The following is a 26,868-nucleotide window of genomic DNA, read 5'->3' on the forward strand; positions in this document are numbered from 1 at the left end:
GTCTCAGGAGGTGGGATGTCAGACGCTGCGGTCGAGGGCGTGGACCAGTGCCACGTCGTCCGGCGCTCCCGTCGCCTCGAGCCGAACCTCGTTGCGGCCGAAGGCGTGCAGCAGCAGTTCCGAGGGCGGGCCCGCGAGCACCACGGTGCGGTCACCGGCCTGATGCGCGACCGTGCGGCGGCCGTCGGGCGTGGTGAGCGCGACAGTAACCGGCGATTTGCGATATGCCATGCGCGCCAAGCCCGTCAGGACCTTCCAGAGGCGGTCCTCATCGGCGGGCGGCAGGATGCGCGGCTCCCAGCCGGGAACACCGCGACGGACGTCCTCGTGGTGGACGAACATCTCGGTGAGGTTCATCAGCGAGTCCACCGGCCGCAGCAGCAAGGGCGGGCCGCTGCGCACCTGATCGAGCAGCTCGGCGAAGGGCCGCTGCACGACCTTGGCCTGCACCCGGTCCAGATACGGCGCGAAGGGCTTCAGCATGATGCCGGGGGCGGCGTCGGGGCGGCGCTCGCGAACGATCAGATGCGCCGCCAGGTCTCGGGTGGTCCATTCCCCGCACAGGGTGGGGGCGTCCGGACCGGCCTCGGCCATGGCCTGGACCAGGGCCTGGCGCTCCCGTTGAGCCATACTCATAAGGGGGACCTTAGTCGTGCGTATCCGAATATGCACGGCACCACTTTTCACGCCCTTGCGCTCGACCGCCGCGGTGAACCGGCACAAAACACAGATGCGGGTTGGCGTCAACACTTTCGTATCGGTAGCTTGATCGGCGGTCCAGAGGGTCATGGACCCGAAAGCACAAGAAGGGCAACAACTTGAAGAAGATCCTCAGCGGCGCAGCCGTGATGGTCGCGGCCGCCGGTTCCCTGCTGGTGGGCACCGCGGCCCCGGCCAATGCCTACCAGGACTACAACTTCGGTGCCATCGCGCTGTCGGTATCCACGGGCAACATCGGCTACTCCTACGACTACTCCGACAGCCCGTCGGCGCAGAACGCGGCCATGAGCTCGTGCACCTACAACGATTGCAAGATCGTGGCGCGCTTCACCAACGGCTGTGGCGCCGTCGCCTACTCGCGACGCGACGGCTACTACACCTTCGGTGCGGCCTCCTCGCGGGTCGCCGCCAAGAACCAGGCCCTGAACCGGAACTCCGGCGACGCCACCATCATTCACTGGAACTGCACCACCGGCTACCAGCTGTAGCCCGCCGGCTCCGAAACCATTGGGGAGAATTTCGTTGAAGCACACCATCTTTCGCGCGACCGCCGCGCTGATGCTGGCCACCTCGGCGCTGGGCCTGGTGGCCTGCAGCAAGTCCGATGACACCAGCAAGGCCGCCACCACCACCTCGGCGGCCGCGCCCGCCGGCAAGTTCGACGGTGGCGTCGACGGCGACGGCAAGCTCACCGGCGAGGCTCCGGCCCCGACCACCACGGCCGACCTGGCCAAGCCGAGCGTCGCCGACCTGAACGACAAGGTCGCCAAGGCCTTCGATCCGTCGATCGACGCGAAGACCAAGACCGACTGGATCGAGGACGCCGCGCTGGATCCGCAGCTCGCCCAGAAGCTGGTCGACGCCGCCAAGGCCAACAACGTCAAGATCAAGATCACCAACGTGGGCGACCCGTCCGCCGGCAAGCTCAAGGCCGACGCCGACGTCACCATCGACGGCAAGCCGGTCCAGAACGCCACCGTCTCCTTCGTCGCCGACGGCAACGACTGGAAGATCGACCACAGCTACGCCTGCTCGATCGTCAAGGCCGCCAAGCTCGATTCGGCCGCCTGCCAGGACAAGTAACCCGGCCGAGCCGGGTACACACGAAACCGCCCGAACATCGAATGATGTTCGGGCGGTTTCGTTTCGGGTCGATCAGACGCCGATGACCGTGGGGACGATCATGGGGCGGCGGCGGTACTTTTCGGCGACCCAGCGGCCGACCACGCGGCGGACCGATTGGGCGATGCGGTGGGTGTCGGTGACACCCTCCACGGCCAGGCGGTGCAGTTCGCTCTCGACGAGTTCCTGGGCGCCGGTGAGGGCTTCGGGGTCGTCGGAGAAGCCGCGGCCGGTGACCTCGGGGGTGCTGACGGCCTTGCCGGTGGCGGAGTCGATGGCGACGTTGATGGAGATGAAACCGCCCTCGCCGAGGACCAGGCGGTCCGACAGGGTGGATTCGCCGACGTCACCGACGGAGAGGCCGTCGACGTAAACCTGGCCGACCGGGACGCGGCCGGTGATGGTGGCAATGCCGTCGACCAGGTCGACCACGACGCCGTTCTCCGCCAGGATGACCCGATCCTCCGGCACGCCGGTGGCCGCCGCGAGCGCACCGTTGGCGCGCAGGTGCCGCCATTCGCCGTGCACGGGCATGGCATTGGTCGGGCGGACCGCGTTGTAGAGGTAGAGCAGCTCGCCCGCCGAAGCATGGCCGGAGACATGGACTTTCGCGTTCTGCTGGGTGACGACCGTTGCGCCGAGACGCGCCAGGCCGTTCACGACCGCGAAGACCGCGTTCTCGTTGCCGGGGATCAGCGAGGAGGCCAGCACCACGAGATCGTCGGGGCGGATGTTGATCTGGCGGTGATCGCCGCGCGCCATGCGCGACAGCGCCGAGAGCGGCTCGCCCTGCGAACCGGTCGAGATCAGCACCAGCTTGTGCACCGGCAGGTTCGCGGCCTGATCCAGATCGACGACCAGATTGTCCGGGATATCGAGGTAGCCGAGATCCTGGGCGATCTGCATATTGCGGACCATGGACCGGCCCACGAAGCACACCCGGCGGTCGTAGCGCTGCGCCACATCCACCACCTGCTGAATGCGGTGCACGTGAGAAGCGAAGGAGGCCACGATGACCCGGCCCTTGGCCTTGCCGATCACATTGTCGAGCACCGGGCCGATCTCACGCTCGGGCGTGACGAAGCCGGGCACCTCGGCATTGGTGGAATCCACCAGGAACAGGTCCACGCCCTCGTCGCCCAGGCGGGAGAACCCGGCCAGGTCGGTGAGGCGGCCGTCGAGCGGCAGCTGATCGAGCTTGATGTCACCGGTGTGCAGCGCGATGCCCGCGGGCGTGCGGATCGCGACCGCGATGGCGTCCGGGATGGAGTGGTTGACCGCGAAGTACTCGCAGTCGAACGGCCCGTGCTGGGTGCGCTCGCCCTCGACGACCTCGGTCAGGTTGGGCTGCAAGCGATGTTCGCGGCACTTGGCCGCCACCAGCGCGAGGGTGAACTTCGCACCGATGACCGGGATGTCGCGACGCAGACGCAGCAGGAACGGGACCGCGCCGATGTGATCCTCGTGACCGTGGGTCAGGATCACCGCGGCGATATCGTCCATGCGGTTCTCGATGGGACCGAAGTCCGGCAGGATCAGGTCGACGCCGGGCTGCTGGTCCTCGGGGAACAACACACCGCAGTCGACGATCAGCAGCTTGCCGTCGTACTCGAAAACGGTCATGTTGCGGCCGATTTCGCCGATACCGCCGAGCGCGAACACCCGCAGGCCGCCCTTGGGGGCCTTCGGCGGGGCGCTCATGGCGTGCGGATCGCGCGGGGCCGGAGCCGGGTCGCGATCGCGGCCACCGGCACGGCCACGGCCACCGCCGCGGCGATCGCGGCCACCACCGGAACGCGAATCGTCACGGCGGGAACGGGAATCGTCCTGACGCGAGCGCGGGGCCTCCTCGGCCGGTCTGGACGATGCAGCCTTGGCGCCATTGCGCTCCGAGGTGCCGTTGCGGCCGCGACCGTTGCGCTCCCGAACAGGTTCGGCGGCAACGGATTCCGAGCGAGCAGCGCTCACCGATTCCGGCTGGGCGGCGGCGGGCTGGGCGGCCGGTTCCGGCTGCGCCACGGGCTGCACCGGAACTTCCGGGGCCGGCGGCGGCGCACCGGCGGCGCGGCTGGCGGTACGGCGCGGGCGACGGGCGACTGGTTCGCTCATGCAAGCACCCCCGCAGCGCGCAGGTCCACCGCGAGCTCATCGAGTTGGTCTTGGGACGGCAGAAGTTGAGGCAAGCGTGGCTCTCCGGTTTCGATGCCCAGCAGTCGCAGCGCACCCTTGGTCATGGCGACACCACCGAGGCGGGCCATGGCCCGGTTCAGCGGGGCCATGCTGACATTGATTTCGCGTGCACGCTGCACATCACCGGCGCGGTAGGCGTCGAGGAGGGCACGCAGGCGATCCGGCACGAGATGGCCGATGACACTGATGAATCCGGTCGCGCCGACCGACAACCACGGCAGGTTGAGCGTGTCGTCACCGGAGTAGAAGGCCAGCCCGGTCTCCGCGATCAGCTCCGCGCCCGCGCCCAGATCGCCCTTGGCGTCCTTGACCGCGACGATGTTCGGGTGCGCGGCCAGACGGCGAATGGTGTCGGTGGCGATGGGCACCACCGAGCGCGGCGGAATGTCGTAGAGGGTGACCGGCAGATCGGTCGAGTCGGCGATCGCGGTGAAGTGCGCGAGCAGGCCGTCCTGATTGGGACGCGAGTAGTACGGGGTCACGACCAGCAGGCCGTGCGCGCCCGCGCGCTGTGCGTTGCGGGAGAGTTCGATGCTGTGCGCGGTGTCGTAGGTTCCGGTGCCCGCGATGACGGTGGCACGGTCACCGACGGCGTCCACGACGGCGCGCAGCAGGTCGAACTTCTCGGACTCGGTGGTGGTCGGCGACTCACCGGTGGTCCCGGAGATGGCGAGGAGATCGACGCCTCCGTCGATCAGGCGGGCGGCCAGCGCGACACCGGCATCGACGTCGAGCTTGCCTTCGGCGGTAAAGGGGGTCACCATCGCGACACCTACTGTGCCGGACGCGTGCAGCTCGATTCGCGTCGATTCACCGTTCGTCATAGTCAGAAAGGCTACAGCGTCGCTGGAACGGGATTTGCACCGTTATACCCGAACCGTGCCGGGTGCGATGCCGATTCACGTCAAGCGCCCGATTCAGGCGTCAAAAGTTTCCTTGAATGGTGTCAGAAATGACGCCACACTGGTGTCATGGATCTCAATAAATACACCGCCCAGCTGCGCGAGAACCTGATCGCGGCGGCCGCTCTGGGTGATGAGAAGACACAGTCCACCGCGGCCGCGCTGGCCGCCGCCACCGAGAACTCGGCGCGGCTGGTGTTGCTGGCGGCACTCTCCGATCTCGCCGCCGAGGTCAGCGCCACCCTCCCGGACCGGACCGTGCACGTGTCCGTGGACGGCACCGACGCGCACGTCGACGTCCGCAAGGCCGGGCGCGAGGAGGAACATCCGACGTTCGAGGAGATGACCGGCGACATCAGCCGGGTCACGCTGCGGCTGGTCGAGCAGATGAAGTCGCGGGCCGAGGAGGCCGCGGCGCAGAGCGGGCAGTCGCTCAACTCCTGGCTGTCGACGACCGTCCAGTCCGCGCTGCGCGATCAGATGTGGAAGGGCGGGCCGGGCCGCTACGAGGACAAGTACCGCTACGGCGAGAAGCCCCGCCCCACCGAGAAGCCGGGCGACGACGACAAGGCCTAGCCCGGCGAACCCCGATCGGTCAGTCCGTCATCGTGGTGACCTGGCCGTCGGTGTCGATCTCGGTGCGGCGGTCCTGATCGGGCGCTGTGGCCAGGACGGTCGCCAGCACGTGGCGGCCCAGCGGTAGCACGCGAACGGTGATGCGGCCGGAATTGGTGGCGTCGAGTTCCTTTGTCGCGGCATCGATCACACGCTTGCGGACCCATTCGGGGACACCCGCGAAACCGCCGTCATCCAGCAGGATGACCTCCACGCCGCGGCCTCGCGCGCCACGGGCCGCGCCACTGAGTTCATCGGTCACCAGTTGCGGGGCGCGTAGGCCGTCACGGAGTTCGGCCTCCAGCAGACGGCATTCCTCCCGTTCGGCGGCGCTGAGTTCGACACCGTCGGCGATGCGTTCCAGGATCGGGCGCGCCACCCGGTCGAGGCGGGCCAGCTGCCGGGAGCGTTCGCTGTCGGCGGCGGCCATGGTCGCCTCGGCGGCGGCCCGCATCATGGCGTCCTCGCGCAGGATCCGCAGCGAACGCTGCATGGGACGCATGACGGCGGTGAACACCGAGATCGCGGTGACCGTGCCGACCGGCATGAGCGAACCGACCAGGGTGCCGGGCTGCAGGTGACCGCCGATCAGGCCCAGCGACACCAGCACGGCCGCCACCGCGATGACACCCACCCACGCGGTGCGAATCCGGCCGCGCAACACCAGGACCGCAAGTACATAGGAAGACGCGAACGCCGACCACACCGTCTCGTGCACGAGATCGTGTTCGGGGGTGATGACGGTCAGCGTGGTCGCCACCGGCGGGGCGATGGCCGCGTACAACGCCACCGGGATCGGCAGCGGATCCACCGGGATCGCGGTGACCAGGGCACCGGCGCTGAGCATCAGCACCATGCTGGCCGCGGCCGCCCACGGCGGGGACTGACCGAAATTGCGCACCATATAGAGCGCGATGACGGCTTCCAGGATCAGCAGGAACAGCCAGGCGGCACTGCCGCGCAGGCCGAGCAGATCACGCAGCCCGAACCGGGGGTCCAGTTCCAGGCTCGCATTGTCAACGGGAACCATCGCCACCCCAGACCAATGTCACGGTGGTGCCCTCGCCCGGTTGGGTCTCCACGAAGGCCGAACCGCCCGCGAGCTGTCGCATGCGGCCGATGATGCTCATCGAGATGCCGAGCCGGTCGGCGGAGACGGCGGCCAGGTCGAAACCGGCGCCGTCATCGCTGAATACGATGCGGATGCTGCCCGCGCTGACGGTGGCGGTCACCGTGCGGCGCACCTCGCGGCCCGGAATCGCGGCGTGCCGCAGGCTGTTTCGCACCGCCTCGGAGAGGGCGGCGGCGATGGTGCTGGCCGAGTGGACCGGCATGCGCAGGTCGTCGTAGCCGGGCCAGGTGCGGGTGGCGAAGCGCACGCTCGGATTGATCTCCTGGACGGCGGCGCGCAGGAACAGCACCGCCGAGCGGGCGTCGAGCAGGTCCGGATCGCGTTGCTCGCCATGACATTCGTCGAGTTGCTCGATGGTGCGTTCGGCCTGGCGCTGCAGCACATCCGATGCGGTGCCGGCACGAGACGCCTCGAGCAGGGTCGAGAGCACGGCGTCGTGGATGAGCGCGGCGAAGCGGGCGCGTTCGCGGTCGCGGGCCAACGCGGCGGCCTGGGCGGCGGCGCGGCGGCTGGCGATCGCGGACTCGCGGTCGACGCGGGCCGCGGCCCCGGTGAGGGCGACGCCACACCACACGAACAGCGCCGAGAGGCCGACCGCGCGCAGGAAGTTCTCGGCGACATGCTGAGTCGTGAACGCGGGCACCGTGTACAGGGTCGCCGCGGCGGCCGAGGTCGCGGAGACCAGGAGATAGATCACGGTCATGCGGGTCTGCCAGGCCAGGACCGCGGCGGTCACCGCCAGCGGGGTCACCCGGTAGGGCCACACCGTGGTCGCGTCGATCGCGTGCAGGTGCAGCCCGAACGGGATCGAGGCCAGCGCGCCGAGGAAACTGACCGCGGCGCAACCGGATACGAAGCGGATGGCGCGCGGACCCGACACGGCGGCAACGATGCCGATCACCGGATACCAGCCGAAGGCCAGCAGGACCGCGGTCACCGTCCACCACATGGGGCCGTAGCGGCCCTGTTCGGCGATCTCGGGCAGTTCGACACCGCCGACGATCACGCCCGCGATGCCGATCGAGATGCCCAGCCGCAGCATGATGCGGTCGTAGGCGGCGGTGGCCGGATCCTCCCGCATGGTGAGGCCGCGGCGCAGGCGCGCCACGAACGCCGCCGGGGAGGGCACCGGCCGGGTCGCGGCCGTCGAATCCAGGGTGCCCGAGGCGGTCATGCCCGCGGATTCCGTTCGGGGACAGGCAGCCACCCGTCCTCGACGGCCCGCTTGTACAGGTCGGTCTTGGTGGGGGCCGGGCGGCCGGCGTCGGCATACTTCTGCCGGATGCGGCCCAGATAGTCGTTGACGGTCTGCTCGGACAGGCCGGTCATGCGGGCGACGCGCGACGCCTTCTCGCCCGAGGCGTACAGCTGCAGCACCTGCTGCTGGCGCGGGCTCAACCCGACATCCTGCAGTTGCGGGTCGCCGTCGATGGCGGCCGCCCAGTCGGTGGTCACCACCTGTTCGCCTTGCGCGGCGCGGCGTACCGCGGCCACCACGGTCGCGGCGTCCTCGGATTTGCGGACCACGCCGAGCACGCCCTCGCGGGCGGCGGCGCGGACCAGGAAAGCATTGTCGGCGCCGGTGAACACCAGCACCTCGATCCCCCGCGCCCGCAGTGCGCGCACGTTCTCCTCCGGCTGCGAACCGTCGGCCAGGCGCAGATCCAGCACCACCAGATCCAACTGCGGCCCCGCCGCGAGCAATTCGGCGACGGTTCCCGCCGTGATCACCAATTCCAGATCGGCCTGCGGCGCCAACATCGCCGCCAGTCCGATCGCTACCGACTCATGGTCCTCGACCAGCCCAATCCGGCGTATCCCCGACTCTTGCGCCATCACGGCGGCCGTCACCTCTTCCCACACTCCACAAACGGACATTCAGCGAATGTCCTCCCGAGTATGACGGTCCCACCACCCGATGTGTCAGCCACCAGAATTCGGGGGAACGCTCCGCATCTCGGCGAACATCCAACTCAGCCCATCAACCGAGCCGCCACCGTAGCCCCCAACTCCCAGCACCGCTCGACATCCGCCTTCTCCGGCTTCCCCGAAACGATCACCGGCGCGATCACTTTCTCCCACCCGAGCCCGGTGGTAGCGCTCACCACACTCCGCTCCGCCCCCTCGGTCCCCTGATTGCCGTGGATATAAAGCCCGTACGGCCGCCCCTTGGTGGAGTCCAAGCACGGGTAATAAAAGGTGTCGAACGCATGCTTGAGCGCCCCACTCATGTACCCGAGGTTCGCCGGAGTCCCGAGCACAAACCCGGCCGCGGCAAGCACATCGCTCGCCGTCACCGCCAAGGCGGCCCGCCGAACCACCTCCACCCCCTCGATCTCCGGATCGGTCGCGCCTGCCACGACAGCCTCGAACATCTCCTGCATGAACGGCGACGGGGTGTGATGAATGATCAGCAAGGTCGGCACTCCCCGAGCCTAGATGCGGCGACCGCCTCGACCCGGAAAATGGCAGTGAGTTTCGGTGGGCGGCGTGCTATATCTGCGGTCGGCATTCGAGAATGGGGAGTTCAGGGGATGGGGAGCGATGCCGGGAGCAGCTGTGACGCTGCAGGTTCCGGGATGGGAGAGCGGACGGCGGGCAAGCGGCTGATCACTCGGCGCGGGGTACTGGCCGGAGGCGTGATCGGAGTGGCTGCCGCTGCCGCCGGGATCGCATACGGGGTCGGCGGCGCGGGTACGCCGCATACGCGGCCACTGCCGTCACCGCCGACGGCGGCCGGGACGATTACCGGGCATACCGACTTCGTGCTGTCGGTGGCCTTCAGTCCGGATGGCACGCTGCTGGCCAGCGGAAGCGCGGATACGACGGTCCGGCTGTGGAATACGAGAACGCTCCAACCCGACGGCCCCGGGTTCGGTCACAACTACTGGGTGCGCTCGGTGCTTTTCAGCCCCGACGGATCGACGCTGGTCAGTGCCGGTGAGGATCGATCGATCCGATTGTGGGACATGCGATCCCGTGCACCGCAGGGTGTCAAACTGCTGGCGCACGCGGGCGCGGTGCGGACCCTGGCCCTGAGCGCGGACGGAACGCGACTGGCCTCCGGTCACGAGGACAAGACCGTGCGGCTGTGGGATATGCACAGCCGTCAGCAGATCGGGTCACCGCTGGATCCACGGGGCAAGGACCTTCTCGACGAGGATGATTCGGTCGTATCCCTGGCCTTCAGTCCCGACGGCGCGCAACTGGCCACCATGATGCTGTTCGAGAACAAGCCGGTCAGCCTGTGGAACCTGCGCGACCTCGGGGTCGGGCGCACGGACATCAATGTCGCCGGTAGTAGCGCCGGGGCCGTGGCTTACAGCCCGGACGGCACGCTGCTGGCCATTACCTGTGCCGATAATGCTGTGCGGCTGTGGAATACGCGGCACAACGCCTTCGAGGACACCGCATTGACCGGGCACGAGAAGGGGCCGGACGCGCTGGCATTCAGTCCGGACGGCAGGCTGCTGGCCAGTGGCGGGTACGACAAGACGGTGCGGTTGTGGGACGTCGCCGGCCGAAAACCGTTGGGGCCACCGCTGACCGGGCACACCGGGCCGGTGGAGGCCGGCGCGTTCAGTCCCGACGGGATGCTGCTGGCCAGCGGTAGCGAGGACAAGACGGTGCGGCTGTGGAAGTTCTGATGTCATGGATCGGGCGGCGACTGGCCGCCCTGATCCTCACCTGCGTGCTGCTGCTCGCCGCGTGCGGCGGTGAGAAACACGCGAATCCCGTTGCGCCGCCGAGCACTCCCGCCGCGAGCAGCGCCGCACCGACGACGGCTCCGGTGTCCGCCGACCCGGCGGTCGCGGTGTACCGCGCCCGGACCGAGTTGGGTTTGGTCACCGCCGATCGCGTGATCGCCCACGTGGACGGCCAATTCTCCGACGACGGATTCGCCCGCGACGAATCCCTGATCTACGCGATCGACGAAACCGGCGATCTGGAAGCCATCGACCCGCACTCCGGCGACTTACTGCCCGAGTACATCGGCTGCCACTGCGGCCAGGCCTTTCCGACCACCGCGACCACGGTCATCTGGTGGAACGAAACCGATAAGTCGCTGTACGAAGCCGATCTCCACCACCTGCGCGCGGCAACGAAAACCCCGATGACTCTTCCTGATCCACGCGACCCACCGGGCGCGGGCAACCGCTTGTCCGACCCGACCCTGGTAGCCGCCGACGCCCACCACCTGATCATGACCCGGCAGGAGACCGGCGGCGGCTACTGGTCCTACAACCACCTCTATGTTGTCGACCGCGACACCGGCGCCATCCACCAACTCGGCCGCTACGAGCACCTGAACGAGCCCTTCAACCGCGGCGTCATCACCCCCGACGGCCGCAGTGCGGTCCTCGCCGGCGAGGCACACGTCAGCAACGGCTGCTCACACCTGGAGCTGATCCGTTTCACCCTCGACGCCGACCACCCCACCCCGCTGGCCTTCCCGATCACCTCGGAGTGCCTCACGCTCGACACGATCCACCTGACCGATTGCGAGCTGACCATCTCCGTCACCGACCGCAAATGGGAACAACAGCCCCGCGAGAGCACCCACTCCCTCTGGCAATTCGACAGCCGCCAATGGCAGCAAAACCCCGACCCCGACCTCCTCGCGCACGCCACCCTCTCCCCCACCACCACCTTCGAAATCCGAACGGGCCCACCCTCCCCCAAAGACACCTCCGCCCAACTGACCGTGGTAACCGCAACCAAAACCACCGTCCTCGCCACCCACGCCTACGACATCCAAACCGCCCACGAACCCACCTGCGCCCAGTGATGTCCAGGCATGAAAGAATGCCGCAGCGACCGCGCGACGTCGAATCTCGGTGGTAGGAACTTCCGGATCAGGTAAAACCTCCGCACCATCACCCGGGCCCTGACCCGCCGCGAACTGCGGAACGAGCCATCAGCTCCAGCAGCCGTCCGAGCTGTCCGGCCTGAATCTCCGCGTCTCCGAGCCAGGTTCGCAACGCTTGTTCCTCCAGTACCGTAACGAAGCGCTTCCCGCCACGTTTCAGGACTCGCTGACGTTCCTGCCGCACGGCGACGGCCTCTTCGAGGTCGTTGGGTGCGCCGAGGACACGCTTCAAACCCGCACGGCTCTGCCGCCGGAACTCGCGGTATGCCGAGTCCACTACACGCAGCGTGGCAATCAGGTCGAGGACATGCCCATCTGCCCGGCAAGCCCGGCACCAGTCCCGGATGTCTTGATCGGTGGGCGGCTGGATTCCGTTCTCGATCTTCCACACCCGCGTGTAGTGCTGACCGGTCTGTTGTGCCAGCTCACGTGCGGTCAGGTCAGCGTCTTTGCGGAGGTCCCGTAAGCGGGTGCCGAGCGCTCGTCGGGCCTGCTGCGCCGAGCTAGATGGGCTGGTAGTCACGGTGAGGAATCGCCAGTGTCCACACCGCCTCGAATGCCTTGCGGCACATCCGGATATCACCAGGATCGGTCGATGTGTCCTTTCCCCTTGCCAGACCATTACCCGAGTAGTGCAGAAAGACAACGAGACGATCGTCGAACAGGTAGAAGTCGTTGCCAGGCAGACCTATTGACGAGATCAGCCGTCGAGGGGCCCAGCGAATGTCCTCACCGGCGTCGACCATGGGCTGCGCGATGCTGTGCGACCAAAGCTGGTATCCGCTGAGCGGTTCGGACACGATGCGAGCGCGCCGCACGGATCGTCCGGCTGCGACATGACTGCGCAGGACGGCACACCAGCCTTCCAACCATTCCGAGTCGTCAGGTTCCCCCACAGCCCATTTCGCCATGTGCGGCAGCTCGACCGCGGTGCCGTAGGCATCGCGGGTCTCCAGATGAATCGACTCCTGGCCGAAACCTGTCAAGAGCCGATCGAACTCGTCATCACTGATCGAGGCCACTGTCCCCCTGCCCGAAAAATGGAATCAGCCGGTCCGGGATCTCGACGCTTGTCGGTCCGATACAAGGTCGGAGAACCTGTCGGGTTCGAATTCGGATCCTTGGCAATGAAAGTCAGACACATAGAGGTCCACCAGCCTCTAGGTTGCGAATGGTTGCGCCGAGAATCCGATGATTGCGCCCCTCATGGCCCCTAGTCAAGTGGATCTGGTGATGAGGCGTGCAGTGGGGGAACTACGTTCGACTGGTCGATCGGGTCGTTCGCGATGACATTGATGCTGTGTCTACTGCGTCGCAGAAGGCTGGCGATTCACCGTGCATAGCGAGGATCAGTACGCCGATTACGGCTCGCTTCCGAGCGGATAGAAGACCTTGCCGGTGTCCAGAAGCTTTACCGCGGTGAAGTATTCGCGGTCGTTGCCCTCGAGGAGTGGGAGGACGTCGTCGGCGTGGAACATCGGGAGGTGCATGGAGCCGCGGAAGTGGGCTTCTGCCAGGCGGACGATGAGGTCGGTGGGGAGGCGGGGTGGTTCGGCTCGGGGGATCCGACAGGTCGGAGGCTGCGCCTAGGGTGGGTTGGTGTGAGTGGTGGTGAGGTGCCCAAGCAGCGGTTTCTGGTTTGCCACGACTATGGGATGGGGGGCGTGTGGTGGGTGATTCTTGCGCGGTCGGCGCGGGAGATTGTCGAAACCTTTGCCGAGACTGCGGTGGTCGACGATCCGCAGCGGTGGGTGGAGGTCGAGGAGTGGGGATTGGACGAGGTCGATATCGATGATCGGTCCGATTCGTCGTTGAACAGCCTGCGTGCGCGGCGAGATACGCAACGTATTCGGCCGGGGTTCGGGGTGATGGCCGACCGTGCGTTGCTGTATACCCGCAATCGTTGGGATCCCGAGGAAGATAGGGCTGCTGCGGACTATCTGACCGAGATCACCGACGGCTATCGCACCCGCCAGGTCGAGATCCTGGACACCGGGGAAGCGACGCGCACCGATCTCGACGACTTTCCACTCAATCCGCCGATCGACCTCTGGGATCCGGACCTGGCGGAGCAGGAGATAACCGCCGAGGAGTTCGAAAAGGCTTGGGACAGTGCGATGCCGCCGCCAGAGGGTTGGTATCTCTGACGGCGGCGGGGTTCAGATTCCGCTGGGGAAGGTGAGGGTTTGGAGGGACGGCCAGACGTCCGCCCAGGGGTGTTTGGGGTTGTGGCAGACGTAGACGGTGATCAGGCGTTGGAGGCCGGGGAGGCCGTTGGGGTCGATGATCTTCTGAATCGTTGTGGTGGATTCGAATTGGGAGAGGAATTCTTTGTCGCCTACGCCGTCTACGGAGAGGTAGACGATGGTTTTGGCGGAGTTGGGGGGTGGGCCGAAGTAGCCCCAGCCTCGGTTGGGGCTGTAGACGGGGGGCAGGTTGTATTGGCGGCCGAATTCTTCGAGGGCGCTTGCCTGGACGTAGGCGGCGGCTACTACCGCGGTATTCGAGCGTTCGGATTCGGGGAGGCTCTGCACTGCGTCGTTGACGGCGGCGGTGAAGGTGGCGTAGCCGTCGGGGCCGTACCAGGATTCGCGCATCCAGTACTGGGCCTGGTTGGTGATGGGGGAAGAGATCGTGGTCAGGCTGTTCGGGAGGGGGATCCAGCTGCGGGACAGGGGGACCGAGGTCATCCAGACGGCGAAGAGGGCCGCGGACACTACTGCCGCACCCGTGATCCAGCGGCGGATCAGACGCTTGGCTTCGACGGTGCCGAGGGCGAAGGCGCCGGCGCCGAGGAGGGCGGGCCAGAAGCCTGCGACGTAGTAGGAGCGGCCGTTTTCGACCAGCACCACGGCGACCAGCAGGAGGCCTGCGACGAAGGCGAAACGGTAGGGGCGCAGGGGTTCCAGGCGGACCATGCCCCACAGGCCGAAGAGGCTGAGGATGCCGCCGATCAGGCCGCATTGGATGGCGATCTCGACCGCGCAGATCAGCGGGCCGGTGTTGGCGGCGTGCTGTTCCTGCGAAATGATCTCGGTCATCTGGGATTCCACCCAGCCGTGCCGCGTCTGCCACACGATGCCGGGGATCATGGCGGCCACCATGATCAGGGTGCCGATGTACAAAGCTGGTCGCCGCAGCACCTCGCGCGGGCCGGCCACCAGCACGCCGATGCCGAGCATCGCCCACACCCCGGGGACCATCCATTTGGCTTGGAACGCAACGGCGGCAGCGACTCCCGCAGCAATCAGCAGCCAGTCCTGGCGGGTGCGCACCCAGCGGATGAGCAGGTAGACGATCAGCGCCTGCAGCGGGATGTCGAAGGTGAGGGTGATCAGCTGCACCTGATCGAAGGCCAGCGGCGAGACGGCGTAGGCAAGGGCGGCGAGCATCTGGTAGCGCGCCCCGGCACCGAGTTCCCGTGCGGTGGCGCCCGAGAGGATCGCGGCGGCCGCCATCAGGGCCAGCGCGGGAATGCGCAGTGCCAGTACCGAACCGGGCGCGATGAGGTCCATCAGGTGCGCGACGAACGGTGCGAGCGGCCCTTGGTCGGGATAGGCCCAGGCCAGTCGCCGACCGGCCGCCACGAAGTACAGTTCATCACCGAAGTAGTTGATGCGGGCGGCCGCGATGCCCATCACGGCGGCGAAGCCGAACGAGACGGCGAGCACGCCCCGCCAGGCGAACGGTACGTGTGCGGTGACCGGCCCGTGTTCCTCTACCGGCGCAACGATGTCCGACGGCAGGACCGCGTCGGTAGTTGACATTGTGTCCCCTCCCAAAGGAACGAAAAGACGCCCGGCAGAACCGAAAGTCGGCATTGCCGGGCGTCGATCAGAACAGCAGACTATCCGGTCTGACGCACACCGTCTTCACATTCATTTCCGGGGCTTGCCCATCCGGCCACGATGGTCTGTGATGTAGGTCCACAACTCAACGACAGCCTGTAGTATTGAGTCATGACCGAGCGCAAACCGCCCGGAATCTCCTTCGAATCGTTTATCGACAAGCAGGTGCGCGAGGCCACCCAGCGCGGCGAATTCGACAATCTGAAGGGCGCGGGCCAGCCCATCCCAGCCGGTGCAGCCGATGAGAACTGGTGGCTGCGAAATTATTTGACGCGCGAGGGTGCGAGCGCCGACGGCCTGCTCCCGGAATCGATCATCCTGCGCCGTGAGCGCGAGCGCATTCAGGACACCGTCGCAGACCTGCTCTCCGAGAAGGAAGTTCGCGCCGTCGTCACCGCCCTCAACGATCGCATCGTCGACTATCTGCGGATGCCCAGCGGCCCGCACGTCCCGATCGGCCCGCTGAAGACGGACGAGGTGGTCGCCGCCTGGCGCGCCGGACGCGAGGCGACCCGAGCCGCGCGCACACCGGCCGCCCCGACCTCTCCACGCCCGCAATCGACCGAACAGCGTTGGTGGCGGCGACTTTTCGGGCGCGACTAGCGCGATTGCCCACGTTCGCGGGCGGTGGCGGTTTCGCGGGCGTTGTCGACGACGAGGGGTTCGTCGTCGAGTTCGGTATGGGATTCCACGGTGTAGAAGCGGACTTCGTGGCCGTCCGGGTCGTGCAGCAGGGGCAGGATCCATCCGATGGTGGCGAAATGGACGCCCGCGTGGGATTCGCCGAGGGCGGTCAGGTGTTCGGCGAGCGCCTCGATGGCCGGACGATCCGGCACGCCGATCGAGAAGTAGTCGAATCCGGCTGCGGCGGCAGCCTTTTCGGGGTCGAGCCGGAGGCCCAGCATGGGACCTCCGGCCGGGTGATGCAGGGCGACACCCCTCAGCACGCCCTGCTCGTTGAATTCGACGCCGACCTCGTAGCCGAGCCGGGTGCGGTACCAGTCGATCGAACGCGCGAGGTCGGAAACGGGAAGTTTGAGGTGATGCACCCCGGCGAGAGTGGGGATCATTGCTGGTATCCTCTGCAGTACAGATGTAATAGTGCAGCATCACTGTAGTGATGCAGTAAGGATGCAGCGAATGAGCCGTGATGTCAAGAAGACATCTCCGCTATGGGATGCCCGCAAGGCCGAAACCGAGCGGAAGATCCTCGACGCGGCCACCCGGCTGTTCATTACCGACGGTTATGCCGCCACCTCCCTGGCCGCGGTCGCCGACGCCGCCGAGGTCGGATCCCGCACGGTCTACCTGCGTTTCGGCTCCAAGGCCGAACTCCTCAAGCGCGCCATCGACGTCGCGATCGTCGGCGACACCCAGGACATCGACCTGGCCCATCGCGACTGGTCCCAGCGCGCCGCCACCGCCCCGACCCTGCACGAACGCATCGCCGCATACGCCCAGGGCGCAAGCGCTCTCATGCACCGCGCGGGTCCGTTGATCGCGGCCGCCGCGGCCGCCGAAGCCAGCGAACCCCTGATCGCCGAGGCCGGCCGAGTAGGCCGCCTGGCCACCCAGCAACACATCGCCGACCTCTGGCGCGGTATGCACGCCGACGGCCTCCTGCACCCCGACGCCGACCTCGAGTGGATCATCGAGACGGTCGGCCCGCTCGGCCAGGCCGACACCTACAACCTGATGACCAGCACCCTCGGGTTCGACCCGCCCGCCTACGAGCGCTGGCTCTACGGGACCTGGCTGCGCCTGGCCACCAGCTCTTCGACGCTGCAGGCCTGAGCCGAATCCGTCAGGACGCCAACTGGGAATGGCACGCGGACCAGGCCGCGGGAGTCAGGTGGGGACGGACACGACTGAACAGGTCGTAGAGGGGCTGGCCGATTTCGGCGGTGAGTTCAGGGTTGTGGGACAGGACGTCTAGTTCGTTGGCCACCGTCAATTCCAGGAAGGCGTGGAAATCGGTTGGGGTGGGCACGAATTCGCGGGTGGTGAAGCGGTCGCGGAACAGGACCGGGGTGGAGTCGATTCCGGGGTATACGGCTTTGCGATCACAGGCCGCGTAGAAGTAGATGAGGGATTCGGTGCGCTCCCCCACCAGCTCGACAACCGTTGCCCGGTCGGACAGTTCGACCAGCCGGCGATCGAATCCGTCGGTGCCGTAGACGGCGTGGGCCAGGCCCGCGAGTTGTAGATCGGCGTCGTGACCCCAGGAGGCGAGGGTGTCGGCGACGCGGCCGAGGTGGGCGAGGAGGGTGCCGCCGGGGTGCGGGATGGTATCCGCGCCGCGATCCCGCAGGAACCGCTCGACGCGGGTCCTGCGGGATGCGAGGGGTTCGTTCACTCGTTCAGTGTGGCGCGTGAACCCCGTTCGGCGGCAGTGCCGTTCGCCACTACGCCTTGCGCTGGTGGTTGCGCAGCACCGTCGAGGCGACCGCGGACACCAGTGACAGCGCGGCGAGCGCACCGAACGCGACGTGGTAGCCGGTGACCGGCTCCCAGCCGGAGGCCGTTGCGCGGGAGAGGATCACGGCGACGATCGCCACCCCGATCGCGCCGCCCACGCGCTGCATGATGTTGACCAGGGCGGCCGCGTCGGGCAACTGCTCGTGACGGACGGACCCGTAGGCGGCCGACACGAGCGGCATGGCACCCACGGCGGTGGCCAATCCCGCTGCGAACAGCAGCAACTGGATGACGATGCCGTTGGTGTCGACCGGCAGGAAGGCCAAGGGCAGGATGGCGGCGGCGATCAGGAGGTTGCCGATCACCGCGACCCGCCCACCGCCGAAGCGGTCCGTGAGCCGGCCGCCCAGCGGCAGCATGATGACGCCGCCGAGTCCGAAGCTGAGCAGGTCGACGCCGGTGCGGATGAGTCCGGTGCCGTGCAGGACCTGGAAGTACAAGGGCAGCAACACCATCACGCCGAACATGGCGCCACCGGCGAAGGATCCGGCGGTGGTCGCCGCCCGGAACCCGCGGTTGCCGAAGAGCCGAATGTCCAGCAGCGGCCGGGCATTCCGCAGGGCACGGGCGATGAACCCGCCCAGCCCGGCGAGCCCGAGCACCACGGGCAGCCACACCGACAGCGAGGTCACCGATCCGGTCGCCCCAACCTCGGACAGCCCGTACACCACGGCCGACACGCCGCCGCCCGCCAGGATCAGGCCGACCACGTCGAGCCGCTGCACCTCGGTACCGGCACTGCGCGGCAGGTATCGCAGACCCAGCGCCAGCCCGATCAGCCCGAGCGGAATGTTGATCAGGAACAGCCATTCCCAGCTCCAGTTGGCGAGCATGAGCCCGCCGATGGTCGGCCCGATGGCGGGCGCGCCGACGACCGCGATGCCGACCACGCCCATGACGCGGCCCATGCGCTTCGGCCCGGCCGCCTGCCCGAGGATGGTCTGACCTGCCGGAATCATGAGCCCGGCGGATAGCCCCTGCAGGATGCGCAGCGCGATCAGCCAGTCGGCAGTGGATGCGAGGGCGCACAACGCCGAGGTGATGGTGAACGCGACGAGCGCGCCCATCCAGAGCCGGGTCACGCCGACCCGGCGGGCCAGCCACCCGCACACGGTGAGTGAAACCCCGAGCGCGAGCAGGTATCCGCTGGCCACCCATTGGATGGTGGCGAGCGAAGCGCCCAGGTCCGCACCGATGGTGTGCAGCCCGATATTGACCAGCGACGTGTCCAGCATGCCCATGACCGCGCCGAACACCACCACCGCGGCGGTGCGCCAGACATGCGCGGGGATCTTGTCGGAATCGGCGGGTGGCGCGGCGGCCACTCCGGTGCCGGATGTCTTGGTGTCCGAACGCATTTGCGTCATCGGACCTCTCCTTCAATCGTTGATGAGCGACTCAATTGCAGAGCGTATCAATGATTGAGTGGCTCAACAATAGATATAATCAGCGGGTGACCGACGAACCTTCCCCCGCGCGGCCCTACCACCCCGCCGGCCTGCTGAAACACCCCACCTACGCGCTCGGCAAGCTGCACAAGGCGATGCACACCAACCTCGCCACCCCGCTGCGCGAACACTGGGTGCTCACCTACCTGGCCGAGCGCGCCGAGGTCTCCCAGCAGGAGATGGCCAATGCCATGGAGATCGACCGCAGTGAAGTGGTGCGGCTCATCGACACCCTGGAGAAGGCCGGACTGGTCACCCGCACCCGCGATCCCGAGGACCGCCGGAAATACCGCCTGACTATCACCGCCGCCGGTGAGCGGCTGCGCGCCGAGACCGACGCGAAAATCCTCGAAGCCACCGATGTGCTGCTGTACCGGCTCACCCCGGCGGAACGCGAGACGCTGCATCACCTTTCACTCAAGGCCCTCGGCTACGACCCCGACGAGATCTGACCCACACCCCGCCGCACGAGCGGCCGCGACCGGTACGGCGTACGCAGCGGTTCGGCGACGGGCTAGGGTTGGGGCCGTGCCTTCTCGCCCGCGTCTACCTCGTCTGCCCCAGCTCAACCCGCCTCTGGATGCCCGCCGCGGCTACTCCCAGCAGGAGATTCTCGGCGAAATGCGCCGGTTGATCTTGGAGGGCAACCTGCCACCGGGCACCGGTCTGCCACTGGGCGAGCTGGCGCGCATGTTCACGGTGAGCGCGATCCCGGTGCGCGAGTCGCTGCAGACCTTGATCGGCGAGGGCCTGGTCGAGCATCGCCCCAACTTCGGCTACCAGGTGACCATGCTCACCTCCGAGGAGTTGCGCGAGCTCTACGTCGTGCGCGAACGGCTGGAGTCCGTGGCCATGGCCGCGGCCGTGCACAACGCCACCGAGGCCGATCACCAGCTGGCCCGCGACATCCACGCCCGCCTCGAGCAGGCGGTATTGACCGAGGACGCGGTCGCCTATCATCGCGAGACCCGCAACTTCCATCTCGCCCTGGTGCGTCCGTCGGGTATGCCGCGCGTGGTGCACATGCTCGAATACGCTTGGAACATCACCGAACCCGTGCAGCCGATGGTGCACGTGTCGACGATGGACCGGGTGGTGCTGCACGCCGACCACAGCAAGCAGTTGCAAGCCTTCCTCGCGAGGGATGCTGAAGGTTTGCTGACGGCCAGCGAGGGCCATCACACACGGCTCAACAGTGTTCTGGAACACCTGCCCACAGACACCGGTTTGTTCGCCGAACCCGCAGGTGAAGAAGATATATAACCCCTGAGCCAGGGCCGTTCGAACATATACGGTTCCAGCAACCACGAAGCTCTGTCTGTTCGATAGCGTGGACCCATGCGGATCCGGGTTATCAATCCCAACACCACCGCCGCGATGACGGCTCTCATCGGGGACAGCGCGCGCTCGGTCGCCGCGCCCGGCACGGTGATCGAGGCCGTCAACCCCGAGATGGGCCCGGCCTCCATCGAAAGCCACTACGACGAGGCGCTGTCGGTGCCCGGCCTGCTCGCAGAGATCGCCAAGGGCGAGGCCGAGGGCGTCGACGCCTACGTGATCGCCTGCTTCGGCGACCCGGGCCTGGACGCCGCCCGCGAGCTGGCGCGCGGTCCGGTGATCGGCATCGCCGAGGCGGCCATGCAGTCGGCGAGTCATCTCGGCCGCAGCTTCAGCGTGGTGACCACGCTCGCCCGCACCGCGGGCCGGGCCTGGGAACTCGCGGAACGCTATGGCATGGAACGCTTCTGCGCCCAGGTCCACGCCTGCGAGATCCCGGTGCTGGAACTGGAGGATCCCAAGGCGCGCAAGGTGATCGCCGACGCCTGCCGCGACGCGGTGGCCGCCGACAACTCCGACGCCGTCGTGCTCGGCTGCGCCGGGATGGCGGATCTGTGTGAATTCCTGACCCAGGAGGTCGGGGTACCCGTGGTGGACGGTGTCGCCGCCGCCACACTGACCGTGCAATCGCTGGTCACCATGAAGTTGCGAAAGTCCGGCCGCGGGGAATTCGCGGCCCCACTACCGAAAACGTATGTGGGATTGCTCGCCGATTTCGGCATCGAGGAAAAGGAGGCGCAGGCGTGACGCTGCCACCGGAGACATTGAACGGGATCGAATCCCGTTTGCAGGCCGTGGATTCGGAGCTGCTGCGACATTACCCGGGTGACCGCCCGGGGCAGCCGATCCATACCGCGTACGTATCCGGCGCGGACGCCTCCGTCGACACCCCGCGCGAATGGGGTTCGGCCGCACTGGAACTCGCCGAGAGCCAGCGGGACCTGCTGGTCGCGCTCGCCGGTGAGGACGTGGTCGCACGCACCCTCGAGACGCTGCGCGAGCGCCCGATTCAGGATCTGCGCTTCGATTTCGAGGACGGCTACGGCACCCGCGACGACGAGACCGAGGACGCCGCCGCCCTCAATGCCGGCGCGGTGCTGAAAGCCCTTCCGGCCGAGGTTCGTTCGCGCGGTATCCGCACCAAGGGTCTGACCACCTTGGAGTGGGCGCGCGCCATCCGCACCCTCGAGAAGGTCCTCGAAGGCGCGGGCGGTGTGCCCGAGGGCTTCGTGTTCACCGTGCCGAAGATTCGCCACGTCGAGCAGGCCGATCTCACCGTGCAGGTGTGCGAGGCGATCGAGCAGGCGCACGGGCTGCCCGCCGGTGCGCTGAAGTTCGAGCTGCAGATCGAGTCCCCGCAGGCCATCATCGCCGCCGACGGCTCCTCCCCGGTGTCGCAGCTGATCCAGCGGTCGGCCGGACGCGCCACCGGATTGCACTACGGCACTTACGATTACAGCGCCGCGCTGGGTATCGCGCCGAAGTTCCAGTCGTTGGAGCACCCGGTCGCCGATCACGCCAAGGCCGTCATGCAGGCCGCCGCGGCCACCACCGGCGTGTGGGTGTGCGACGGTTCCACCCAGGTGCTGCCCATCGGCACCGACGAGGAGGTGCGCGCGGCGGTGTCGCGGCACTTCCGCCTGGTCACCCGCTCGCTCGAGCGCGGCTACTACCAGGGCTGGGATATGGGCGCGGGCCACCTGGTCACCCGCTGGCTGGCCACCTTCGCCTTCTTCCGCGAGGGTCTCGGCGTCGCCGCCCCGCGCATCGGCCGCTACCTGGATCGCCAGGGCGGCGCGGTCATGGACGAGCCCGCCACCGCGCAGGCGCTGGCCACCGTGGTGCTGCGTGGATTGGAATGCGGCGCGTTCGATCCCGCCGATGTCACCGCCATCGCCCCCAAAGCCTCTGTCGACGTACTGCATCAACTGCGAGAAAGGAAGATTCCGGCGCTATGAGCGACGACTTCACGCTGCTTCCGGACCTGGCCGTGCGCACCTTGGGTGGCGCCGTGCTGTGGGCCAACGACGAGTCCTTCGCCGAGCGGGAGAACCTCATTCGCCCGCAGGCGGCGACCTACTCCCCCGCCACCTTCGGCCACAAGGGCCAGGTGTACGACGGCTGGGAGACCCGCCGTCGCCGCGGCGAGGACGGCGGCCACCCGGCCGGAGACGACTGCGATTCGGCGATCATCCGCCTGGGCGTGCCCGGTGTGATCAAGGGCGTCGTCGTGGACACCGCCTGGTTCAAGGGCAACTACCCGCCCGAGATCACCGTGGAAGCCATTGCGGTGGAAGGACATCCGTCCACCGAAGAACTGGTCGCCGCCGAGGGCTGGACCACCATCGTCGAGCGCGCCAAGGTCGCGGGCGATTCGAAGAACCCGTTCGCCGTGGACTCCGCCAAGCGCTGGACCCACGTGCGGCTGCGCATGTTCCCGGACGGCGGCATCGCGCGACTGCGCGTACACGGCGTCGCCAAGCCGAATCTGGCGTGGCTGGAGTCGGGTCCGTTCGACCTGGCCGCGATCGAGAACGGCGGCCTGGTCGCCGACTGCTCCAACATCTTCTTCTCGCACCCGCAGAACATCCTGATGCCGGGCCGCGCCGCCACCATGGGCGACGGCTGGGAGACCGCGCGCGGTCGCGACAAGTCCACCAACGACTGGGTGCTGGTGCAGCTGGCCGCCGAGGGCGTCATCACCGCCGCGGAGATCGACACCTCGTACTTCCTGTTCAACAGCCCGGGTGCGGGTTCCCTCACCGGCATTCGCGCCGACGGCTCCGAGGTGGAACTGCTGCCGCGCACCCGCCTGCAGCCCGACACCCGACACCGCTTCCTGATCGACGCCGCCGAGGCGGTCGTGCGGGTGCGCTTCGACGCCTTCCCCGATGGCGGCATGGCGCGGCTGCGACTGTTCGGCACCCTGACCGATGACGCCCGCGCGCAGCTGCGCGCCGAGCTGGAAAATGAACTGGCATGAGTGATTTCGACCTGAACTACCCGCGGGACATGGTGGGGTACGGACCCAACCCGCCGCATCCCCACTGGCCCGGCGATGCGAACATCGCTGTCAACTTCGTGCTGAACTACGAAGAGGGCGGCGAGAACAACCCGCTCGACGGTGACGAGGGCTCCGAGGCGTTCCTGACCCCGGACATCGTTCCGGGCGGGGCGTTCCCGAACCGCCACCAGAGCGTCGAGACCATGTACGAGTACGGCTCCCGGGCCGGACTGTGGCGCATCCTGCGGCTGTTCGAGCAGCGCGACATCCCGCTCACCATCTTCGGTGTGGCGCGGGCGCTCGAGCGCAACCCGGAGGCCGTGGCGGCGTTCAAGCGGCTGGGCTACGACATCTGCTCGCACGGGCTGCGCTGGTTCACCTATCAGCTGGTGGACAAGGAGACCGAGCGCGCGCACATGGAAGAGGCGGTGCGCATCATCACCAAGCTCTTCGGTGAAGCGCCGAAGGGCTGGTACACCGGCCGCGACTCGCCCAACACCCGCGACCTGGTCGTGGAGCACGGCGGGTTCGTCTACGACTCGGACTCCTACGGCGATGACCTGCCGTACTGGGTGAAGGTCGGCGAGCAGGACCAGTTGGTGCTGCCGTACACGCTTGAGACGAACGATATGCGCTTCGCGTCCCCGGCCGGTTTCGCCAACGGCGAGGAGTTCTTCTCCTACCTCAAGGACGCCTTCGACGTGCTCTACGCCGAAGGTGCCGCGGGTGCGCCGAAGATGCTCTCGATCGGTCTGCACAACCGCATCATCGGCAAGCCCGCCCGTTTCAAGTCCCTGGAACGCTTCGTGGACTACGTGCAGTCGCACGACAAGGTCTGGCTGGCCCGGCGCATCGATATCGCCGAGCACTGGCGCACGGTTCACCCCGCGCCCTGACACCGAAAACCCCTGCGGCCCGGATGATTCGCGCGGAATCCCCGGGCCCGGTGGAATGCCGGTAAGGCCCGCTGAGCACACCGCTTCTCACCGGCGCCCGCCCGTCACGGGTGGCCGGACTCCTCGGAGTGCGAGCCGTGGCCGACCGGCAACGAATGTGGCCCGGAACCATCAGGTTCCGGGCCACATTGGTGCCTTCTGGAGGTAATCGATTCAGAGCGTGCCGTTTTCGATATCGGCCTTGACCGCATGTTGCGAAGCCATGTGCGCGGCAACACCGTTGGTGGCGGTGAAGTCGATGAGCGCGGCGTCCGCGATGAACTGCAGGTGCTCGTTGACGGTGGTGGTGCCGTCACCGTTGTCGGTGAAGGTGATCAGCTGGTGGGTGGTGACGTTCGGGACGTCCCAGCTGTCGGAGGTGTAGTAGTGCTCGTCGGGGTGCAGTCGCTGCTCGGCCTGGGTGTGGCCGGGGAAGGTGACCGGGCCCATCGGAATGTCTTCCAGCGCGGTGAAATCCCGGATCTCCACGCCGTCCGCGTCGCAGGTGCGGTGCATGATCACGTCCTTGAGGAACGAATGCCGCCCGATGCCCTTGCTGACATCGGAGTACACGTCCCACACCTTGTCCAGCGGGGCGGCGATGATGATCGGCAGATCCACCTCGGTCACCGCGCGGCCGTCGGCCGGATTCTGCTGCTCGGCTTCGAAGATCGCCCAGCTGGCCTGCCACTCCAGCTTGTAGCCGTTCTCGTACTCCACACACGAGGGCGCCTCGTCCGCCCGCGCCACGCCCGGCCCCGCCGCGGGCGACGCCATCGCCGCGCAGGCCACCGCGAGCGCATAACCCACCATCAACTTCACCGGCCGGACTTTACTCCGGCTAAAGGCTACCGGCAGGTTTCGCGCGAAACCCGGGCTATCGTTTGCCCGAACGTTCGGCGCGCTCCAATTCGACTGCGCGCTTCATCATTTCGCGCGCCCGGGAACGGTCACCCGCATAATCGTAGGCGCGGGCGGCGCGGTAGTTGCTGCGCCAATTCTCCGGATCCGCCTCGAATTCCTGCTTCACCTGCTCGAAAAGCGCGTCGGCGGCGTCCTTCTCGATGCGGCCCGAGGCGCGGCGGGGCAGCGCGGAGACATCCAGCTCGCCGCCCTCGTCGTGCATGCGCCGCGCCAGATGCTGATGCGCGAAGGCGGCCCGCACGCTGGTCGCGACCGTCCACACGCCCAGCAGCGGCAGGATGAGCACGCCGACGCCGAGCAGGATCGCCGCGACTTTGCCGGAGGTGATCAGGCCGATCGCGATCCGGCCCAGCAGCACGAAATAGAACCCGAGGATCAGCACCAGGGCGGTGATGAAACCGACCCGCTTGTAGACCTCGCGCGTGTTGTTGTCGGCCGGGGCGCTCACAGGTCGAGCAGCGGGTCGATGCCCACGGTCAGGCCGGGACGCAGCGGCGTCTTGCGCACACCCAGCAGCACGCCCGGCACGAAGGAGGTGCGGTCGAGGGAATCGTGGCGGATGGTGAGGGTCTCACCCTGGGTGCCGAGGATGACTTCCTGATGCGCGACCAGACCGGCGAGCCGGATCGAATGCACCCGCACCCCGTCCACATCCGCGCCGCGCGCACCCTCCAGCTCCTGGCTGGTGGCGTCCGGGCTGCGGCCCACACCCGCCTTCTCCCGGGCCGCGGCGATCAGGCCGGCCGTGCGGAAGGCGGTGCCCGAGGGCGCGTCGGCCTTGTTCGGGTGATGCAGCTCGATGACCTCGACCGAGTCGAAGAAGCGCGCCGCCTGCTCGGCGAAACGCATGCTCAGCACCGCGCCGATGGCGAAGTTGGGGGCGATCAGCACGCCGACCTCGGGCTTGGCGGCCAGCCAGCCCTTCACCTGCTCGAGCCGACCGGCGTCGAACCCGGTGGTACCGACCACCGCGTGAATTCCGTTCTCCACCAGGAACTTCAGATTCGGCATCACCACATCGGGATGGGTGAAATCGACCACCACCTCGGTCCCCGCGGCCGTGAATGCGTCGAGCGAATCATCCTTGTCGACCTGCGCCACCAACTCCAGATCCGCAGCCGCCTCGACCCCGGCACAGATGGCCTGCCCGACCTTGCCGCGCGCCCCGAGCACACCTACCCGGATCCGGTTCGTGGTCACCTGGTCTCCTTCATTACGCCCACCATGGAATAGCCCTAGCTTAGTGGGCGGCGTCCGCGCCCCCGCCCGCAGCCCGCGCACGCCCGTGCCGAACACAGTGGTAGCGCCCGCCGGTCGACGCGTCTCCGCCGCCGGGCGCGCG

The 26,868-nt window shown here is 67.5% G+C and carries 30 protein-coding genes; 14 read left to right on the forward strand and 16 right to left on the reverse strand.

The window, feature by feature from the left end; genetic code table 11:
• Positions 1-18: 18 nt before the first annotated feature.
• Complete coding sequence (locus ACFXHA_RS13070; RefSeq protein WP_379356086.1) at positions 19-636, reverse strand: TIGR03085 family metal-binding protein; 618 nt, start codon at positions 634-636, stop codon at positions 19-21.
• A gap of 182 nt (positions 637-818) precedes the next feature.
• Between ACFXHA_RS13070 and ACFXHA_RS13075 the strand changes: the two genes are divergently transcribed.
• The gene (locus ACFXHA_RS13075) at positions 819-1,208 is read left to right on the forward strand and encodes a DUF4189 domain-containing protein (protein ID WP_379356088.1); all 390 of its coding nucleotides are present in this window, start codon (positions 819-821) and stop codon (positions 1,206-1,208) included.
• Positions 1,209-1,242: 34 nt separating this feature from the next.
• Positions 1,243-1,803: a hypothetical protein gene (locus tag ACFXHA_RS13080; RefSeq protein WP_379356089.1), complete on the forward strand. Its 561-nt coding sequence runs from the start codon at positions 1,243-1,245 to the stop codon at positions 1,801-1,803.
• 72 nt (positions 1,804-1,875) lie between these two features.
• Here ACFXHA_RS13080 and ACFXHA_RS13085 read toward each other — a convergent pair whose 3' ends face one another.
• Positions 1,876-3,951, reverse strand: a complete 2,076-nt coding sequence (locus ACFXHA_RS13085) for a ribonuclease J (RefSeq protein ID WP_379356091.1) — start codon at positions 3,949-3,951, stop codon at positions 1,876-1,878.
• Positions 3,948-4,856 (reverse strand): 4-hydroxy-tetrahydrodipicolinate synthase, encoded by a 909-nt coding sequence (gene dapA / locus ACFXHA_RS13090; protein WP_379356093.1) that lies wholly within the window; start codon positions 4,854-4,856, stop codon positions 3,948-3,950. The genes ACFXHA_RS13085 and dapA overlap by 4 nt, the downstream gene beginning before the upstream one ends.
• Positions 4,857-5,003: 147 nt before the next feature.
• Between dapA and ACFXHA_RS13095 the strand changes: the two genes are divergently transcribed.
• Positions 5,004-5,510, forward strand: a complete 507-nt coding sequence (locus ACFXHA_RS13095) for a hypothetical protein (RefSeq protein ID WP_379356095.1) — start codon at positions 5,004-5,006, stop codon at positions 5,508-5,510.
• A 19-nt stretch (positions 5,511-5,529) separates the two neighbouring features.
• On the opposite strand, the gene ACFXHA_RS13100 is transcribed toward ACFXHA_RS13095, so the two are convergent.
• From ACFXHA_RS13100 to ACFXHA_RS13115, 4 genes are all read right to left on the reverse strand, one after another.
• The gene (locus tag ACFXHA_RS13100; protein WP_379356097.1) at positions 5,530-6,579 is read right to left on the reverse strand and encodes a hypothetical protein; all 1,050 of its coding nucleotides are present in this window, start codon (positions 6,577-6,579) and stop codon (positions 5,530-5,532) included.
• Positions 6,566-7,855, reverse strand: coding sequence for a sensor histidine kinase (locus tag ACFXHA_RS13105; RefSeq protein ID WP_379356099.1), 1,290 nt, complete (start codon positions 7,853-7,855; stop codon positions 6,566-6,568). The genes ACFXHA_RS13100 and ACFXHA_RS13105 overlap by 14 nt, the downstream gene beginning before the upstream one ends.
• On the reverse strand, positions 7,852-8,559 hold the full coding sequence (locus ACFXHA_RS13110; RefSeq protein WP_379356100.1) for a LuxR C-terminal-related transcriptional regulator: 708 nt from the start codon (positions 8,557-8,559) through the stop codon (positions 7,852-7,854). The genes ACFXHA_RS13105 and ACFXHA_RS13110 overlap by 4 nt, the downstream gene beginning before the upstream one ends.
• A 95-nt stretch (positions 8,560-8,654) precedes the next feature.
• Positions 8,655-9,107: a flavodoxin family protein gene (locus ACFXHA_RS13115; RefSeq protein WP_379356101.1), complete on the reverse strand. Its 453-nt coding sequence runs from the start codon at positions 9,105-9,107 to the stop codon at positions 8,655-8,657.
• Positions 9,108-9,260: 153 nt separating this feature from the next.
• On the opposite strand from ACFXHA_RS13115, the gene ACFXHA_RS13120 reads away from it, so the two are divergent.
• Both ACFXHA_RS13120 and ACFXHA_RS13125 read left to right on the forward strand, forming a co-directional pair.
• Positions 9,261-10,328: a WD40 repeat domain-containing protein gene (locus ACFXHA_RS13120; RefSeq protein ID WP_379356103.1), complete on the forward strand. Its 1,068-nt coding sequence runs from the start codon at positions 9,261-9,263 to the stop codon at positions 10,326-10,328.
• On the forward strand, positions 10,328-11,470 hold the full coding sequence (locus tag ACFXHA_RS13125; protein WP_379356105.1) for a hypothetical protein: 1,143 nt from the start codon (positions 10,328-10,330) through the stop codon (positions 11,468-11,470). The genes ACFXHA_RS13120 and ACFXHA_RS13125 overlap by 1 nt, the downstream gene beginning before the upstream one ends.
• Before the next feature lie 88 nt (positions 11,471-11,558).
• Here ACFXHA_RS13125 and ACFXHA_RS13130 read toward each other — a convergent pair whose 3' ends face one another.
• Positions 11,559-12,074 (reverse strand): Scr1 family TA system antitoxin-like transcriptional regulator, encoded by a 516-nt coding sequence (locus ACFXHA_RS13130; RefSeq protein ID WP_379356107.1) that lies wholly within the window; start codon positions 12,072-12,074, stop codon positions 11,559-11,561.
• Positions 12,055-12,573: a DUF6879 family protein gene (locus ACFXHA_RS13135; RefSeq protein WP_379356109.1), complete on the reverse strand. Its 519-nt coding sequence runs from the start codon at positions 12,571-12,573 to the stop codon at positions 12,055-12,057. Before ACFXHA_RS13135 ends, ACFXHA_RS13130 begins: the two co-directional genes overlap by 20 nt.
• Positions 12,574-13,167: 594 nt before the next feature.
• Here ACFXHA_RS13135 and ACFXHA_RS13140 point away from each other — a divergent pair.
• Positions 13,168-13,698: a hypothetical protein gene (locus ACFXHA_RS13140; RefSeq protein ID WP_379356111.1), complete on the forward strand. Its 531-nt coding sequence runs from the start codon at positions 13,168-13,170 to the stop codon at positions 13,696-13,698.
• A 12-nt stretch (positions 13,699-13,710) separates the two neighbouring features.
• On the opposite strand, the gene ACFXHA_RS13145 is transcribed toward ACFXHA_RS13140, so the two are convergent.
• A complete protein-coding gene (locus ACFXHA_RS13145) occupies positions 13,711-15,318 on the reverse strand; it encodes a glycosyltransferase family 39 protein (protein ID WP_379356113.1) in 1,608 nt (535 codons plus the stop codon).
• Between the two features lie 192 nt (positions 15,319-15,510).
• On the opposite strand from ACFXHA_RS13145, the gene ACFXHA_RS13150 reads away from it, so the two are divergent.
• A complete protein-coding gene (locus ACFXHA_RS13150) occupies positions 15,511-16,002 on the forward strand; it encodes a DUF1992 domain-containing protein (RefSeq protein WP_379356114.1) in 492 nt (163 codons plus the stop codon).
• On the opposite strand, the gene ACFXHA_RS13155 is transcribed toward ACFXHA_RS13150, so the two are convergent.
• Complete coding sequence (locus ACFXHA_RS13155; protein WP_379356116.1) at positions 15,999-16,469, reverse strand: VOC family protein; 471 nt, start codon at positions 16,467-16,469, stop codon at positions 15,999-16,001. The two genes, ACFXHA_RS13150 and ACFXHA_RS13155, sit on opposite strands and share 4 nt — an antisense overlap.
• Before the next feature lie 70 nt (positions 16,470-16,539).
• Here ACFXHA_RS13155 and ACFXHA_RS13160 point away from each other — a divergent pair, with 70 nt between their 5' ends.
• Positions 16,540-17,193, forward strand: a complete 654-nt coding sequence (locus ACFXHA_RS13160; protein ID WP_379356118.1) for a TetR/AcrR family transcriptional regulator — start codon at positions 16,540-16,542, stop codon at positions 17,191-17,193.
• 10 nt (positions 17,194-17,203) lie between these two features.
• On the opposite strand, the gene ACFXHA_RS13165 is transcribed toward ACFXHA_RS13160, so the two are convergent.
• Positions 17,204-17,755, reverse strand: coding sequence for a DUF6817 domain-containing protein (locus ACFXHA_RS13165; RefSeq protein ID WP_379356120.1), 552 nt, complete (start codon positions 17,753-17,755; stop codon positions 17,204-17,206).
• A gap of 49 nt (positions 17,756-17,804) precedes the next feature.
• On the reverse strand, positions 17,805-19,244 hold the full coding sequence (locus tag ACFXHA_RS13170) for a DHA2 family efflux MFS transporter permease subunit (RefSeq protein ID WP_379356122.1): 1,440 nt from the start codon (positions 19,242-19,244) through the stop codon (positions 17,805-17,807).
• Positions 19,245-19,330: 86 nt separating this feature from the next.
• Here ACFXHA_RS13170 and ACFXHA_RS13175 point away from each other — a divergent pair, with 86 nt between their 5' ends.
• The 6 genes from ACFXHA_RS13175 to puuE all read left to right on the forward strand — a co-directional run bounded on the left by ACFXHA_RS13175 (position 19,331) and on the right by puuE (position 24,563).
• On the forward strand, positions 19,331-19,777 hold the full coding sequence (locus tag ACFXHA_RS13175) for a MarR family winged helix-turn-helix transcriptional regulator (protein ID WP_379356124.1): 447 nt from the start codon (positions 19,331-19,333) through the stop codon (positions 19,775-19,777).
• A gap of 76 nt (positions 19,778-19,853) precedes the next feature.
• Entirely contained in the window at positions 19,854-20,588 is a 735-nt protein-coding gene (locus tag ACFXHA_RS13180) for a GntR family transcriptional regulator (RefSeq protein WP_379356126.1), read from the forward strand.
• A gap of 75 nt (positions 20,589-20,663) precedes the next feature.
• A complete protein-coding gene (locus ACFXHA_RS13185) occupies positions 20,664-21,410 on the forward strand; it encodes an aspartate/glutamate racemase family protein (RefSeq protein WP_379356128.1) in 747 nt (248 codons plus the stop codon).
• Positions 21,407-22,621 carry a DUF6986 family protein gene (locus ACFXHA_RS13190; protein WP_379356130.1) on the forward strand — a complete coding sequence of 405 codons (1,215 nt, stop codon included), beginning with the start codon at positions 21,407-21,409 and terminating at the stop codon, positions 22,619-22,621. The genes ACFXHA_RS13185 and ACFXHA_RS13190 overlap by 4 nt, the downstream gene beginning before the upstream one ends.
• Positions 22,618-23,646: an allantoicase gene (alc, locus tag ACFXHA_RS13195; RefSeq protein WP_379356132.1), complete on the forward strand. Its 1,029-nt coding sequence runs from the start codon at positions 22,618-22,620 to the stop codon at positions 23,644-23,646. Before ACFXHA_RS13190 ends, alc begins: the two co-directional genes overlap by 4 nt.
• Entirely contained in the window at positions 23,643-24,563 is a 921-nt protein-coding gene (puuE, locus tag ACFXHA_RS13200; protein WP_379356134.1) for an allantoinase PuuE, read from the forward strand. Before alc ends, puuE begins: the two co-directional genes overlap by 4 nt.
• 213 nt (positions 24,564-24,776) lie before the next feature.
• Here puuE and ACFXHA_RS13205 read toward each other — a convergent pair whose 3' ends face one another.
• The 3 genes from ACFXHA_RS13205 to dapB are packed head-to-tail and all read right to left on the reverse strand — an operon-like array spanning position 24,777 to position 26,726.
• Positions 24,777-25,424: a hypothetical protein gene (locus ACFXHA_RS13205; protein ID WP_379356136.1), complete on the reverse strand. Its 648-nt coding sequence runs from the start codon at positions 25,422-25,424 to the stop codon at positions 24,777-24,779.
• A 55-nt stretch (positions 25,425-25,479) separates the two neighbouring features.
• Positions 25,480-25,974 carry a hypothetical protein gene (locus tag ACFXHA_RS13210; protein WP_379356138.1) on the reverse strand — a complete coding sequence of 165 codons (495 nt, stop codon included), beginning with the start codon at positions 25,972-25,974 and terminating at the stop codon, positions 25,480-25,482.
• Complete coding sequence (gene dapB, locus ACFXHA_RS13215) at positions 25,971-26,726, reverse strand: 4-hydroxy-tetrahydrodipicolinate reductase (RefSeq protein WP_379356140.1); 756 nt, start codon at positions 26,724-26,726, stop codon at positions 25,971-25,973. Before dapB ends, ACFXHA_RS13210 begins: the two co-directional genes overlap by 4 nt.
• Positions 26,727-26,868 lie beyond the last annotated feature (142 nt).

The organism is Nocardia sp. NPDC059240, assembly GCF_042753865.1.
In the GTDB taxonomy this organism is placed as follows: domain Bacteria; phylum Actinomycetota; class Actinomycetes; order Mycobacteriales; family Mycobacteriaceae; genus Nocardia.